This is a genomic window from Paraburkholderia sp. (assembly GCF_028283785.1).
In the GTDB taxonomy this organism is placed as follows: domain Bacteria; phylum Pseudomonadota; class Gammaproteobacteria; order Burkholderiales; family Burkholderiaceae; genus Paraburkholderia.
In genome coordinates this window covers 841,007-856,049 of sequence record NZ_JAPWKB010000005.1, presented here as the reverse complement: position 1 = coordinate 856,049, position 15,043 = coordinate 841,007, and the positions used below count along the sequence as shown (strand labels likewise).

Sequence of the window (15,043 nt, the reverse complement as noted above, 5' to 3'; positions counted from 1 at the left end):
GGGTGGGGTTTCTGTTGCTGCTGGGGAGCCTGACGATTACCTACTTTCACACGGGAATCCGCACTATCATCGGCGTGGAGTCGTTTCACGGTCCTGTTCGGGATGGGAAGGGGTGGTACCGACTCGCTATGGTCATCAGGCATGACTTGTTGTCGTGTCGCCTGTGGGCGGCACAACCAATCTGGAAGAAGTAGTTGAGAGGATGCCTCTCGGTATTACTTTGGGCTGTGCTTGTAGTGCACAACACTGATCTCAACCTGTGTGCTCTCGTCGAGACCCTGCGCTTGGCGCAGGATGGGGCATCCATAAGTGCTAAAGCACTAACGGCTGCCGACACACACCTGTTATAGGATCAAGCCTTACGGGCAATTAGTATCAGTTAGCTTAACGCATTACTGCGCTTCCACACCTGACCTATCAACGTCCTGGTCTTTAACGACCCTTCCAAGGGGCTCGAAGCCCCGGGGATATCTCATCTTAAGGCGAGTTTCCCGCTTGGAGCTAAGCCAGCGGTTATCTCTTCCGAACACTGCTTACCCGGCGATGCCACTGGCGTGACAACCGGTACACCAGAGGTTCGTCCACTCGGTCCTCTCGTACTAGGAGCAGCCCCCTTCAAATATCCAGCGCCCACGGCAGATAGGGACCAAACTGTCTCACGACGTTTTAAACCCAGCTCACGTACCTCCCTTTAGACTGGCGAACAGCCATACCCTTGGGACCGGCTACAGCCCCGGGATGAGAATGAGCCGACATCGAGGTGCCAAACACCGCCGTCGATATGAACTCTTGGGCGGTATCAGCCTGTTATCCCTAGAGTACCTTTTATCCGTTGAGCGATGGCCCTTCCACACAGAACCACCGGATCACTATGACCTGCTTTCGCACCTGCTCGACTTGTCGGTCTCGGCAGTTAAGCACGCTTATGCCATTGCACTATCAGCACGATTTCCGACCGTACCTAGCGTACCTTCGTACTCCTCCGTTACACTTTGGGAGGAGACCGCCCCGGCGTCAAACTGCCTACCATGCACTGTCCCCGATCCGGATTACGGACCAAGGTTAGAACCTCAAACAAACAAGGGTGGTATTTCAAGGACGGCTCCACGCAGACTGGCGTCCACGCTTCATAGCCTCCCACCTATCCTACACAGATCGGTTCAAAGTCCAATGCAAAGCTACAGTAAAGGTTCATGGGGTCTTTCCGTCTAGCCGCGGGGAGATTGCATCATCACAAACACTTCAACTTCGCAGAGTCTCTGGAGGAGACAGTGTGGCCATAGTTACGCCATTCGAGCAGGTCGGACTTACCCGACAAGGAATTTCGCTACCTTAGGACCGTTATAGTTACGGCCGCCGTTTACCGGGACTTCAATCAAGAGCTTGCACCCCATCATTTAATCTTCAGGCACCGGGCAGGCCTCACACCCTATACGTCCACTTTCTTGTTTGCAGAGTGCTGTTTTTTTATTAAACAGTCGAATCCACCAGATTATTGTAACCCCCTTCACCCTCCTGGCGCAGGCCAGTCAAGCTACAGGGGCGTACCTTATCCCGAAGTTACGGTACCAATTTGCCGAGTTCCTTCTCCCGAGTTCTCTCAAGCGCCTTAGAATACTCATCTCGCCCACCTGTGTCGGTTTGCGGTACGGTCTTGTTAAACTGAAGCTTAGAGGCTTTTCTTGGAACCACTTCCAGTTGCTTCTTCACCTAGGTGAATGGCCTCACACCCTTGAATTCCGCGCCCGGATTTGCCTAAGCGCCTTCTCCAATGCAAGGACCGGGACTTCCCAACACCCGGACAACCTTCCGCGATCCGTCCCCCCATCGCATTTAACAATGGTGCAGGAATATTAACCTGCTTCCCATCAGCTACGCATTTCTGCCTCGCCTTAGGGGCCGACTCACCCTACGCCGATGAACGTTGCGTAGGAAACCTTGGGCTTACGGCGAGGGGGCCTTTCACCCCCTTTATCGCTACTCATGTCAGCATTCGCACTTCCGATACCTCCAGCGCACTTTTCAATGCACCTTCGCAGGCTTACGGAACGCTCTCCTACCATGCACATAAATGTGCATCCGCAGCTTCGGTATATTGCTTAGCCCCGTTACATCTTCCGCGCAGGACGACTCGATCAGTGAGCTATTACGCTTTCTTTAAAGGATGGCTGCTTCTAAGCCAACCTCCTGACTGTTTTAGCCTTCCCACTTCGTTTCCCACTTAGCAATATTTGGGGACCTTAGCTGGCGGTCTGGGTTGTTTCCCTCTTGACACCGGACGTTAGCACCCGATGTCTGTCTCCCGTGATTGCACTCTTCGGTATTCGGAGTTTGCTATGGCGAAGTAATCCGCAATGGACCCTTCAACCATGACAGTGCTCTACCCCCGAAGGTGATACACGAGGCACTACCTAAATAGTTTTCGGAGAGAACCAGCTATTTCCAGGTTTGTTTAGCCTTTCACCCCTATCCACAGCTCATCCCTAACTTTTCAACGTTAGTGGGTTCGGACCTCCAGTACGTGTTACCGCACCTTCATCCTGGCCATGGATAGATCACCTGGTTTCGGGTCTACACCCAGCGACTGAATCGCCCTGTTCGGACTCGCTTTCGCTACGCCTGCCCTAATCGGTTAAGCTTGCCACTGAATGTAAGTCGCTGACCCATTATACAAAAGGTACGCAGTCACCCCACAAGGAGGCTCCTACTGTTTGTATGCATGCGGTTTCAGGATCTATTTCACTCCCCTCCCGGGGTTCTTTTCGCCTTTCCCTCACGGTACTGGTTCACTATCGGTCGATCACGAGTATTTAGCCTTGGAGGATGGTCCCCCCATCTTCAGACAGGATTTCACGTGTCCCGCCCTACTTGTCGTACACCTAGTTCTTCCTCGCTGTTTTCGTCTACAGGGCTATCACCTGCTATGGCCGCACTTTCCAGAGCGTTCAACTAACAATGAAGATAAAGAGTACAGGCTGGTCCCATTTCGCTCGCCACTACTCTGGGAATCTCGGTTGATTTCTTTTCCTGCGGTTACTTAGATGTTTCAGTTCACCGCGTTCGCTTCGCATGACCTATGTATTCAGTCATGGATACTCCATTCGGAGTGGGTTTCCCCATTCGGACATCTACGGATCAAAGCTCGTTTGCCAGCTCCCCGTAGCTTTTCGCAGGCTACCGCGTCCTTCATCGCCTGTGATCGCCAAGGCATCCACCACATGCACTTGTTCGCTTGACCCTATAACGGGTGCGTCTCTGGCCGTCTTCACTGGGAAGACCGCGCGAGCCACATCGTTACAGGTTGAGTATTCGTGTTGCGCCGTATTCCAAGGCAATCTTTCGATCACCTTTTCATACATTGATACAATCACAACCCTGATTCACCTACTCGGCCACCCATCTCTAGATGTCCTTTCGTGAATCTCTTTACTACTTCTTCCTGATTGTTAAAGAACGACAGCCGATAATGCGGTTGCTATAACCGCCTATCTTTACTGACTGGCTCAATCGCCAATGCTTGTTTCACTGAACCGCCAGCACGTTTAAATGCCTGCGCCAGATAAACCAGCATTGAAGATTGGTGGAGGATGACGGGATCGAACCGACGACCCCCTGCTTGCAAAGCAGGTGCTCTCCCAGCTGAGCTAATCCCCCAGTCACATACATCACACAGGGGAACTTCGCCGATCAGCCACACCAGACAAGACATTGGTGGGTCTGGATGGATTCGAACCATCGACCCCCGCCTTATCAAGACGGTGCTCTAACCGACTGAGCTACAGACCCCTGAGTCTGTCTTTCAAATTCACAGCCGATAAGCGTGAGCGCTCAACTTTGATGCTGAAGCTCTGGAAAGGAGGTGATCCAGCCGCACCTTCCGATACGGCTACCTTGTTACGACTTCACCCCAGTCATGAATCCCACCGTGGTAAGCGCCCTCCTTGCGGTTAGGCTACCTACTTCTGGTGAAACCCACTCCCATGGTGTGACGGGCGGTGTGTACAAGACCCGGGAACGTATTCACCGCGGCATGCTGATCCGCGATTACTAGCGATTCCAGCTTCACGCACTCGAGTTGCAGAGTGCGATCCGGACTACGATCGGTTTTCTGGGATTGGCTCCCCCTCGCGGGTTGGCGACCCTCTGTTCCGACCATTGTATGACGTGTGAAGCCCTACCCATAAGGGCCATGAGGACTTGACGTCATCCCCACCTTCCTCCGGTTTGTCACCGGCAGTCTCCCTAGAGTGCTCTTGCGTAGCAACTAGGGACAAGGGTTGCGCTCGTTGCGGGACTTAACCCAACATCTCACGACACGAGCTGACGACAGCCATGCAGCACCTGTGTTACGGCTCCCTTTCGGGCACCCCGACCTCTCAGCCAGGTTCCGTACATGTCAAGGGTAGGTAAGGTTTTTCGCGTTGCATCGAATTAATCCACATCATCCACCGCTTGTGCGGGTCCCCGTCAATTCCTTTGAGTTTTAATCTTGCGACCGTACTCCCCAGGCGGTCAACTTCACGCGTTAGCTACGTTACTAAGGAAATGAATCCCCAACAACTAGTTGACATCGTTTAGGGCGTGGACTACCAGGGTATCTAATCCTGTTTGCTCCCCACGCTTTCGTGCATGAGCGTCAGTATTGGCCCAGGGGGCTGCCTTCGCCATCGGTATTCCTCCACATCTCTACGCATTTCACTGCTACACGTGGAATTCTACCCCCCTCTGCCATACTCTAGCCCGCCAGTCACAAATGCAGTTCCCAGGTTAAGCCCGGGGATTTCACATCTGTCTTAGCGGACCGCCTGCGCACGCTTTACGCCCAGTAATTCCGATTAACGCTTGCACCCTACGTATTACCGCGGCTGCTGGCACGTAGTTAGCCGGTGCTTATTCTTCCGGTACCGTCATCCCACCCAGGTATTAACCAGATGGTTTTCTTTCCGGACAAAAGTGCTTTACAACCCGAAGGCCTTCTTCACACACGCGGCATTGCTGGATCAGGCTTGCGCCCATTGTCCAAAATTCCCCACTGCTGCCTCCCGTAGGAGTCTGGGCCGTGTCTCAGTCCCAGTGTGGCTGGTCGTCCTCTCAGACCAGCTACAGATCGTCGCCTTGGTAGGCCTTTACCCCACCAACTAGCTAATCTGCCATCGGCCGCCCCTTGAGCGAGAGGTCCTAAGATCCCCCCCTTTCCTCCGTAGAGCGTATGCGGTATTAATCCGGCTTTCGCCGGGCTATCCCCCACTCCAGGACACGTTCCGATGTATTACTCACCCGTTCGCCACTCGCCACCAGGGTTGCCCCCGTGCTGCCGTTCGACTTGCATGTGTAAGGCATGCCGCCAGCGTTCAATCTGAGCCAGGATCAAACTCTTCAGTTCAAACCTGTTACTGTTTTTCGGTTCCGTTAAGAACCGGTCGCTCACTCAACGTACTGACGAATGATCCAGCCATCTTGCGATGACTAAACCTTCCTTTCATTACTGTGTGAGACTTGATACTTTCGCTTTTACGCCAGATTCCGAAGAACCCGACCAGCGTCGCCATCAAGCGCCCACACTTATCGACTGTTAATTTTTAAAGATCAATTCGCGTCACTCGCAGCCGCCGTACTTCAAACTACCCGGCACCGCTTCGTTCTGCGTCGCTGCATCTGCAGCAGAGAAGCGAGATTATGTCGGGGAAGCGACACGTGGTCAAGCACCTTCGTGAAAATAATTTGAATTCGTCGATAGAGATTTCGCAGCGGACTTCTTAAGCGTCGGTCGCAATGCAAACGCCAAGTCTGATCGCTAAGCGTCGCTAGTCCGGCAAGCGATCTTAAGCCGTTGTCGCTAAAGGAAAAAAGCAAGCACGACGGCGCGATTCATAGAAGCGCCGTCGTGCTTGTCTCAGTACTGCTCCAAGCGTCTTAAGGAAAACCACTCAGGCTGTCGTCACTACTTTGCGCACCATGAACCAGTAGAACAAGGCCGAACAACCGGCGATCACCCCGCCGCTCACCAGCGCAAGTTCGTACGATCCAGTGCGATCCACGATAAATCCTGCGACCACCGGCGAGAACGCGCCGCCGAAGTACCCGCCGAAGTTCTGGATCGCGCTGACCGACGCCACAGCCGACTTCGGCGCGACATCCGACGCCAGCGCCCACGCCGCGCCGATGATCGCCGCGAGGAACGCCAGCCCGAACGTCATCAACGTGACCGTCACCGCCAGCGACGACGAAAACGGCAGCGCCACCGCCGACACCGCCGCGCCGATCGCACAGACCACGATCATCAGACGTTTGGCGTCGATCGGTTGGGCGATGCCGCGATCGACCATCTTCTTCGTCACATACCCGACCACGATCTCGCCCACCGCGCCGCCGATCCACGGAATCGCCGCATAGACGCCGAGCGCCCCGAGCGAGATATGGAAACGGTCGAGCAAATACAGCGGCAGGAACACCAGAAACAGGTTCCACAGCCAGATCGCGCAGAAATAGCCAAGAATCATCCCCCACACGCTGCGGTGCGAGAACAGCGAAAGCCACTCGCGCTTCGAGCTGCCGATCGACATCTCGTGGCCGCCGCCGCCCGCTTCTATATAGGCGAACTCTTCCCTGGACAGCCGCTTGCTCTCTTTCGGGTTGCGGTACAGCAGCAAAAACAGCACCGCGAACACAATCCCGACCACGCCGGCAACGTGGAACAGCGAGCGCCATCCGAACGTCACCATCAACGCGACCAGCACGACCGGCGCCAGCGCCGGGCCCCACTTGGACGACGAATCCCAGATGCCGGTGACGAAACCGCGCTCCTTCGCCGGAAACCACGCGGCCGTGATCTTCGCCGCGGTCGGCCAGCACGGCGCTTCGCCGACGGCGAGCAGCGCGCGCATCACGATCAGCCCGGAAATCGTGCCGACCACGCCCGTCATATAAGTCGCGACGCTCCACCAGATCATCCCGATCGCGTACGCCTTTTTCGCGCCGAAGCGGTCGATGATCCAGCCTGCGGGCAATTGCATCACCGCGTAGGTCCACGCGAACACCGTGCCGAGCAGACCAATCTGCGTGCGCGACAACCCCAGCTCGCGAATCATTTCCGGCGCGGCGATCGACAGGCTCGCGCGGTCGATGTAATTGATCACGCCGCCAATCATCAGCCAGATCAGCACCTGCCAGCGCAGATTCATATGCGTCGCGGTTGCGGGCTGGCTTGCAGATGCGTTCGCCACGCCGGCGCCGCCTGTGAACTTGTCGGTCACGGGTTGTCTCCTCGCTTTTATCGCGTTTTCGCGGTCTATTTCTTACAAGATAGTCACACTATATGCCGCGACTTCACCGGAGAAACACGGCTGTTTACCCGAATTTGCCGGCAATTAGTCGGACTGCATCCCACATAATGAAGTGCATCGTCCATTGCCGGTCCTGCCGCCCGCCACCCGGTGGATCAGGGTTTTACCGGGGCAAAACCCGCTTGTATTATCAGGCCACCTGATATTAAATAAAGTCTGTTCACCCGATGTCGGCGCGCGGCGATGCGACGTCCGGGTGCATTCTCAAGACAATTTCAGGAACACGACGATGAGCAAGTACGAAGGTCGCTGGACAACGGTCGATGTGAAAGTCGAAGCCGGCATTGCATGGGTGATGTTCAACCGTCCGGAAAAGCGCAACGCGATGAGCCCGACGCTGAACACCGAAATGATTCAGGTGCTCGACGCCGTCGAACTCGACGCCGACGCGAGAGTCGTCGTGCTGACCGGCGCGGGCTCCGCGTGGACGGCCGGGATGGACCTGAAAGAGTATTTCCGCGAAATCGACGGCGGTCCGGAAATCCTGCAGGAACGGATTCGCCGCGACGCGTCCGACTGGCAATGGCGCCGTCTGCGGATGTACGCGAAGCCGACCATCGCGATGGTCAACGGCTGGTGCTTCGGCGGCGGTTTCTCGCCGCTGGTCGCGTGCGACCTCGCGATCGCCGCGGACGAAGCCGTATTCGGCCTGTCCGAGATCAACTGGGGCATTCCGCCGGGCAATCTCGTCAGCAAGGCCATGGCCGATACCGTCGGACATCGTCGCGCGCTGCACTACATCATGACCGGCGACACCTTCACCGGCGTCGAAGCGGCCGACATGGGCCTCGTCAACAAGAGCGTGCCGCTGTCGCAACTCCGCGAGGAAACCGTCGCGCTTGCTGCAAAATTGCTGGAAAAGAACCCGGTCGTGTTGCGCGCCGCGAAGCACGGCTTCAAGCGCGCCCGCGAACTGACGTGGGAACAGGGCGAAGATTATCTGTACGCGAAGCTCGACCAGGCGCAGTTGCGCGATCCGGAACACGGTCGCGAACAAGGCCTGAAGCAGTTCCTCGACGACAAGGCGATCAAGCCGGGCCTGCAAGCGTACAAACGGTGATGGCGCGGGCGAACCGTCGTCAATACGGAGACACACGATGATCGATGTACGGATGTTGATCGGTGGCGAATTGCGCGCTGCCGCCGATGGCGCGACTTACGAGCGGCGCGATCCGTCGACGGATGACGTCGCGTCGCGCGCGCCGGCCGCCGGTCTCGCCGACGCCGACGCGGCGGTGGCCGCCGCGCAGGCCGCGTTCCCCGCATGGGCCGCGCTGTCGCCCGGCGAGCGACGCAAACGCCTGTCGAAAGCCGCCGATCTGATGGATCAGCGCACCGCCGAGTTCATCGCGACCGGCGTCGCGGAAACCGGCGCGAAGCCCAACTGGCTGGGCTTCAACGTGATGCTGGCCGCCAACATGCTGCGCGAAGCCGCGGCAATGACCACGCAGATCGACGGCAGCGTGATTCCCACCGATGTGCCGAACAACCTCGCGATGGCCGTGCGCCAGCCGTGCGGCGTCGTGCTCGGCATCGCGCCGTGGAATGCGCCGGTGATCCTCGGCACGCGTGCCCTGGCGATGCCGCTCGCGTGCGGCAACACGGTCGTGCTGAAAGCGTCGGAGTTGTGCCCGGGCGTGCATGCGCTGATCGGCCAGGTGCTGAACGACGCCGGTCTCGGCGCGGGCGTCGTCAATGTCGTGACGAATGCGCCGGACGATGCGGCGGCGATCGTCGAGCGGCTGATCGCCAACCCAGCCGTGCGTCGCGTGAATTTCACCGGCTCGACGCATGTGGGACGCATCATCGCGCAGCTCGCGGCGGCGCATCTGAAGCCCGCGCTGCTCGAACTCGGCGGCAAGGCGCCGGTGCTCGTGCTCGACGATGCGGATCTCGACGCGGCCGTCGATGGCATCGCGTTCGGCGCGTTCTTCAATCAGGGGCAAATCTGCATGTCGACCGAGCGCGTGATCGTGGATCGGAAGATCGCCGATGCGTTCGTCGACAGGCTCGCAGCGAAGGCGCGCTCGCTGAAGGCCGGCAATCCGCGCGACGAAAACTGCCAGTTGGGCGCGATGGTCGGCGCGAACGCCGCCGCGCGCGTCGCTGCGCTGGTCGATGATGCGCGTGCGCACGGCGCGACGCTGCCGGTCGGTTGTCAGGTGGACGGCGCGATCATGCAGCCGTCCATCGTGGACGGCATCACGCCCGACATGCGGCTGTATCGAGAGGAATCGTTCGGACCGGTCGTCACCGTGCAACGCGTGGATAGCGACGACGAAGCCGTGCACGTCGCGAACGACAGCGAGTTCGGTTTGTCGTCGGCGATTTTCAGCCGTGACGTGTCGCGCGCGCTGGCGCTGTCGAAGCGGATCGAAGCGGGCATCTGTCATATCAACGGCCCGACCGTTCACGACGAAGCGCAAATGCCGTTCGGCGGCGTGAAGAACAGCGGCTACGGCCGCTTCGGCAGCAAGGCATCGATCGGCGAATTCACCGAACTGCGCTGGATCACGATTCAAACCGGCGAACGGCACTACCCGATCTGACCCGCACCGCACGAGGATGGCGCCGCGCCACGACGCGCGCCATGCGTGCGGGTCACGGAACACGCATCGCGCAGACGCGCGGTGCGTCGCTCGTATCAGAACAAGACAAGGAGACAGTGTGAACAGTATCGCCACGCAGGGCGAGGCCGCCGTCGCGCACGTCGGTCAGCCGCGCTACCGGCCCGTCGCACTCGGCAGCGCACCGCCCGCTATCACGCGGGACGGTGACGTCTGGTATCTGAAATCCACCGAAACGCTCGATCCGTATCCCGCGCGCATCACCGACCGGCTGATCGACGGCGCGAACGCGCATCCGGACCGCTGGCTCGCCGCACGCCGCAACGCGGACGGAAACTGGTTCGGCATCAGCTATGCGGAGATGCTGACGCGCGCCCGCGCGATCGGCCAGGCATTGCTGGCACGCAATCTCGGCGCGGACCGTCCGGTGATGGTGCTGTCCGGCAACGACCTCGATCATCTGCAACTGACGCTCGGCGCATTGATGGCGGGCGTGCCGTTTGCGCCGGTTTCGCCCGCTTACGCACTGGTGTCGTCCGATTTCGGCAAGCTGCGCCATGCGGTCGAGACGCTGACGCCGGGACTGGTGCTGGTGTCCGACCTCGCCGCGTATCGCGCGGCCTTGACGGCGACCACCGGCGCGGACGTCGAAATCGTCACGTCGGACGCCGATGCGACCACGCTCGACGACGGCCGCACGACCACGCCGTTCGCCGCGCTGCTTCAAACCGTGCCGACCACCATCGATGCGCATCACGCATCGCTCGGACCGGACACGCTGGCGAAATTCCTGTTTACGTCGGGCTCGACGCGCCTGCCGAAAGCCGTGCCGACTACGCAGCGGATGCTGTGCAGCAATCAGCAGATGCTGCGTCAGACCTTCCCGCAATTCGCGGTCGAGCCGCCGGTGCTGGTGGACTGGTTGCCGTGGAGCCATACGTTCGGCGGCAGTCATAACGTGGGCATCGTGCTTTACAACGGCGGCACGCTGTATATCGACGACGGCCGTCCGACGCCGCAGCAATTCCCCGAAACGCTGCGCAACTTGCGCGAGGTTGCGCCGACCGTGTACTTCAACGTGCCGAAAGGCTGGGAAGAACTCGCCGCCGCGCTCGAAACCGATCAGACCCTGCGCGACACGTTTTTCTCGAACGTAAAACTGTATTTCTTCGCGGGCGCGGGGTTGTCGCAAGCGGCATGGAACCGGCTCGAACGCGTGACCGAGCAATATTGCGGCACGCGGATTCGCATCATGGCCGGACTCGGCATGACCGAAACCTCGCCCAGCAGTCTGTTCACGACGGGTCCGCTGATGTGCGCCGGTTATCTCGGTCTGCCCGCGCCCGGTTGCGAGACGAAGCTGGTTCCGGTCGACGGCAAGCTCGAAATGCGTTTTCGCGGTCCGCACGTGATGGCCGGTTACTGGCGTCTGAAAGAAGGCGATCCGCGCGACGCCTTCGACGACGAAGGCTATTACCGCACCGGCGACGCCGCCACCTTCGCGAATCCCGAGCATCCGGAATGGGGCTTGATGTTCGACGGTCGCATCGCGGAAGACTTCAAGCTGAATACGGGCACGTTCGTCAGCGTCGGGCCGTTGCGCGCGCGCGTGGTGTCGGAAGGCGCGCCGTATGTGCAGGACGTCGTCGTCACCGGGCTGGACCGGGCGGATATCGGTTTGATGGTGTTTCCGCGTGTGGACGAATGTCGTGCGCTGGCCGGTTTGCCGCCGCAAGCCAGTGTCGCGGACGTGATACGCGCGCCTGCCGTAAAGGCGTTTTTCGCCGACCTGCTGACACGACTGAATCAGCGCGCAACCGGCAGCGCCACGTATGTCGCGCGGCTGTGTCTGCTCGAACAGCCGCCGTCGCTGGCAATCGGCGAGATCACAGATAAAGGCTCGATCAATCAGCGTGTCGTGCTGAAGCATCGTGCGCAACACGTGGATACCTTGCACGCAGCCGACGACGATCATCCCGACGTGCTGCACGCACCACGCTGATCGCGACGCGCTCAAACCCGGAGACCGGCTTGGACCTTCACAACCTGATCGCGATCGACACGCACGTTCACGCCGAAGTGTCGTGCTGCCAGCCTCCCGACCTGTTCGGCAAGGCATTCGACGATGCCGCCGACAAATACTTCGGCACCGTGCTGAAACTCGGCCGACGGCCCACGATTCCCGAAACCATCGACCATTACCGCGAGCGCAAGATCGGCTTCGTGATGTTCACGGTGGATTGCGAATCGAACCTCGGCCGACGCCGGATTCCGAACGAAGAAATTGCGGAATTCGCGCAGAACAACAGCGACATCATGATCGCGTTCGCCAGCATCGATCCGCACAAGGGCAAGATGGGCGCGCGCGAAGCCCGCAAGCTGATCGAGGAATACGGCGTACGCGGCTTCAAGTTTCATCCGACGATGCAAGGCTTTTTCGCCAACGATCCGCTTGCGTATCCGCTGTACGAAGTGATCGCCGAATACGGTTTGCCGGCGGTATTCCACAGCGGCCATTCGGGCATGGGCGCGGGCATGCCGGGCGGCGGCGGCTTGCGGCTGAAGTATTCGGAGCCGATCTATCTCGACGACGTCGCGGTCGATTTTCCGGCGATGAAGATCATCATCGCGCATCCGTCGTGGCCGTGGCAGGAACAGGCGCTGTCGATCGCGCTGCATAAGCCGAACGTGTATATCGATCTGTCCGGATGGTCGCCGAAATATTTCTCGCCGGAGCTGGTCAAGTACGCGAACACGCTGCTGAAACACAAAATGCTGTTCGCGTCGGACTTCCCGTTGATCCGGCCCGACCGGTGGCTCGAAGACTTCCAGACGGCCGGTTTCAAGCCGGACGTGCATCCGTTGATCCTCAAGCAGAACGCAATCGACGTGCTGGGCCTGGCGGCTTGAAGACCGTGGTTGCCGATGCGATTGCGGCCGTGCCGGTCAGCTATACAGCTTGATCAGCAGCCGGTTCAGCGTTTCGCATTCGGCTTCGTCGAGACGGTGGGTCGCATCGGCTTCCGCGTACATCACCGTCTTGGTCGCCTTCTGCAACAGACGCGATCCGGAGGCGGTCAGCTTGAGCGCCTGCACCCGTTTGTCGTCGCGATCCCGGTCGCGACGCAGCAGTTCGCGCTTTTCCAGCCGGTCGAGAATGGTCAGCAGGTTGGGCGGTGCAATGGCCAGCGCATCGGACAGCGCAGCCGGCGCGATCTTCGGATTGGCCTTCACGACCGCCATCACGCTGAATTCCGGCTGCGTCAGTTCATGCTCGGCCATCCGCCGCGCAAATGCGTCCTGAACGGCCAGCCAGCCGCGGCGGGCGTTGTAACTGATCAACTGCGACAACAGCGGATCGGCGATTGGCGCGGACGTGGCCGTGTCGTCGGCTTCGGCGTCGAAGTCGGAACCGGACGGCAACGCGGAAGGAAAGGAGGCGGATCGCATCGATGAGGGTGACTCGGTCGGCGGCGGCCGGATCGGACCGCCGCGTGGTTACGGTGCGCGTGACAGACAGACAGCCAGGCGTCACGCGCCGATGCTCACTGGATGGCGGACATCGCGGCGCGCAGGCCGAGCAGATAGCTGTCCACGCCGAAACCGCAGATTTGCCCCTTGACGACTTCCGCGAATACCGACGTATGGCGGAAGGTTTCGCGTGCATGCACGTTCGACATATGCACTTCGATGATCGGCACGGTGAGGATCGCGAGTGCGTCGCGGATGCCATAGCTGTAGTGCGTCCACGCACCCGCGTTGATCACGATCGCGTCGGCTTTTTCGGTGAACGCGCGATGAATACGCTCGCACATCTCGCCTTCGAGGTTGGTCTGATAGCTTTCCACGTCGGCGCCCAGTTCCTGACCGAGCGCTTTCAGTTGCGAGTCGATCTGGTCGAGCGTGGCGGTGCCGTATTGCTTCGGATCGCGCTTGCCGAACATGTTCAGGTTAACGCCGTGAAGCACAACAATCTTTTTCATGCAGGTCCTCGGTTAAACGGATAAACAGGTCGAAGCTAAACATCCATGCAGCGTAATCGGGCGCGGTTCCTGGCGCGATTCACGTCGGCGTCGTATCGACTATAGCGCCGCTCCTGGCCGCGGTCACGATTGCCTCGGTGATTCGCAGGTTCTGCAGGCCGTCGTCGAGGCTGACCAGCGGCATCGCTTCACCGCGCACCACCTCGCCGAAATGCTCGATCTGGCGCGCCAGCGGGTCGGCATGCGCAGTCTCGGCGACGGCAACGTCGAACGGTTTCCACCATGAACGATCTTCCGGCCGCGCATAGGTCTTGAGCCGCATCGTCGGCACCGACAGCGAGCCGAATGTCCCGGCGATCACGTAGCAATCTTCGTCGGGATAGCTCGGATACGCCGGATTTTCCCGCGACGTCTGCTCCCAGCTTCGCGCACACGCCGCCGTGTCCGACAACATGAAGCTGCCGAGCGCGCCGTTTGCGAAGCGCAAATTGATCGCCACCGTATCTTCGACCGGGAAGCCGCGCGCGGCGTGCGACGCGAACGCCTGCACCGCGACGATATCGCCGCACAGCATCCGCAGATTGTGCACTTCGTGAATCATGTTCAGCAAGACGGGACCGGCGCCGGGTTCCTTGCGCCACGGCGCGTCGATGTAATACGCATCGGGTTTGAAGAACACGGCGCTGCCCATCACCGCGACGATCTTGCCGATCTGGTCTTCGTCGATCAGCTGCTTTGCGCGCGCCATGATCGGGCTGTGCGCGCGATGATGGCCGATCAGGATCGTCGCGCCCGCGCGCGCCGCAGCGGCCGCGATGATCTGCGCGTCGGCCACCGTGGGCGCAACCGGCTTTTCCAGCAGGATCGGCAGCTTCGCGTCGATGCAGCGCAGCGCGTGGGCGACGTGCATCGGGTTCGGCGTCGCGAGCACGACGCCATCGGGACGATCGCGCGCGAACAGTTCGTCCAGCGACCGGTACAGCGGCACGCCCGCCTTTGCCGCGACGGCATCGGCGGAGGGCGACGGATCGACGATTGCGCTGAGCGTACAGGTCGGGCTGGTCTGCAATACGCCGATATGCGCAAGTCCGATGTAGCCCGCGCCGGCCACCGCGATGCGTGTCGTGTTCAAGTGCACTCCCCCGTCAGC

8 protein-coding genes, 2 tRNA genes and 3 rRNA genes are annotated in these 15,043 nt (G+C 59.7%); 4 read left to right on the top strand and 9 right to left on the bottom strand.

What is annotated here, in order from left to right; all coding sequences use genetic code 11:
* Positions 1 to 27: 27 nt before the first annotated feature.
* From rrf to PW947_RS07780, 6 genes are all read right to left on the bottom strand, one after another.
* Positions 28 to 140: ribosomal RNA gene (gene rrf / locus PW947_RS07805) — 5S ribosomal RNA — on the bottom strand.
* 208 nt (positions 141 to 348) lie between these two features.
* A 23S ribosomal RNA gene (locus PW947_RS07800) occupies positions 349 to 3,238 on the bottom strand.
* Positions 3,239 to 3,578: 340 nt separating this feature from the next.
* Positions 3,579 to 3,654: transfer RNA gene (locus PW947_RS07795), tRNA-Ala, on the bottom strand.
* A 55-nt stretch (positions 3,655 to 3,709) separates the two neighbouring features.
* A tRNA-Ile gene (locus tag PW947_RS07790) sits at positions 3,710 to 3,786 on the bottom strand.
* 66 nt (positions 3,787 to 3,852) lie between these two features.
* Positions 3,853 to 5,383 (bottom strand): 16S ribosomal RNA (locus tag PW947_RS07785).
* Together the 16S, 23S and 5S rRNA genes with 2 tRNA genes alongside form the textbook arrangement of a ribosomal RNA operon.
* 544 nt (positions 5,384 to 5,927) lie before the next feature.
* Positions 5,928 to 7,253, bottom strand: a complete 1,326-nt coding sequence (locus PW947_RS07780) for an MFS transporter (protein WP_299630566.1) — start codon at positions 7,251 to 7,253, stop codon at positions 5,928 to 5,930.
* Positions 7,254 to 7,572: 319 nt separating this feature from the next.
* Between PW947_RS07780 and PW947_RS07775 the strand changes: the two genes are divergently transcribed.
* The 4 genes from PW947_RS07775 (at position 7,573) to PW947_RS07760 (ending at position 12,820) form a co-directional block, all read left to right on the top strand.
* The gene (locus tag PW947_RS07775) at positions 7,573 to 8,403 is read left to right on the top strand and encodes a p-hydroxycinnamoyl CoA hydratase/lyase (protein WP_299630564.1); all 831 of its coding nucleotides are present in this window, start codon (positions 7,573 to 7,575) and stop codon (positions 8,401 to 8,403) included.
* A 37-nt stretch (positions 8,404 to 8,440) separates the two neighbouring features.
* A complete protein-coding gene (locus tag PW947_RS07770) occupies positions 8,441 to 9,892 on the top strand; it encodes an aldehyde dehydrogenase (RefSeq protein WP_299630562.1) in 1,452 nt (483 codons plus the stop codon).
* Positions 9,893 to 10,010: 118 nt separating this feature from the next.
* Positions 10,011 to 11,912, top strand: a complete 1,902-nt coding sequence (locus PW947_RS07765; protein WP_299630559.1) for a feruloyl-CoA synthase — start codon at positions 10,011 to 10,013, stop codon at positions 11,910 to 11,912.
* A 29-nt stretch (positions 11,913 to 11,941) separates the two neighbouring features.
* Positions 11,942 to 12,820, top strand: a complete 879-nt coding sequence (locus PW947_RS07760; protein ID WP_299630557.1) for an amidohydrolase family protein — start codon at positions 11,942 to 11,944, stop codon at positions 12,818 to 12,820.
* Between the two features lie 36 nt (positions 12,821 to 12,856).
* On the opposite strand, the gene PW947_RS07755 is transcribed toward PW947_RS07760, so the two are convergent.
* The 3 genes from PW947_RS07755 to PW947_RS07745 form a co-directional block, all read right to left on the bottom strand.
* The gene (locus PW947_RS07755) at positions 12,857 to 13,360 is read right to left on the bottom strand and encodes a MarR family winged helix-turn-helix transcriptional regulator (RefSeq protein ID WP_299630556.1); all 504 of its coding nucleotides are present in this window, start codon (positions 13,358 to 13,360) and stop codon (positions 12,857 to 12,859) included.
* Positions 13,361 to 13,455: 95 nt separating this feature from the next.
* Positions 13,456 to 13,893, bottom strand: a complete 438-nt coding sequence (aroQ, locus tag PW947_RS07750; protein ID WP_299630555.1) for a type II 3-dehydroquinate dehydratase — start codon at positions 13,891 to 13,893, stop codon at positions 13,456 to 13,458.
* A gap of 79 nt (positions 13,894 to 13,972) precedes the next feature.
* Positions 13,973 to 15,025, bottom strand: coding sequence for a Gfo/Idh/MocA family oxidoreductase (locus PW947_RS07745; protein WP_299630554.1), 1,053 nt, complete (start codon positions 15,023 to 15,025; stop codon positions 13,973 to 13,975).
* Positions 15,026 to 15,043: the final 18 nt, after the last annotated feature.

Coding starts and splice junctions, on each gene's coding strand:
- aroQ (WP_299630555.1), bottom strand. CDS start 13,893: ATGAAAAAGATTGTTGTGCTTCACGGCGTTAACCTGAACATGTTCGGC.
- PW947_RS07775 (WP_299630564.1), top strand. CDS start 7,573: ATGAGCAAGTACGAAGGTCGCTGGACAACGGTCGATGTGAAAGTCGAA.
- PW947_RS07755 (WP_299630556.1), bottom strand. CDS start 13,360: ATGCGATCCGCCTCCTTTCCTTCCGCGTTGCCGTCCGGTTCCGACTTC.
- PW947_RS07770 (WP_299630562.1), top strand. CDS start 8,441: ATGATCGATGTACGGATGTTGATCGGTGGCGAATTGCGCGCTGCCGCC.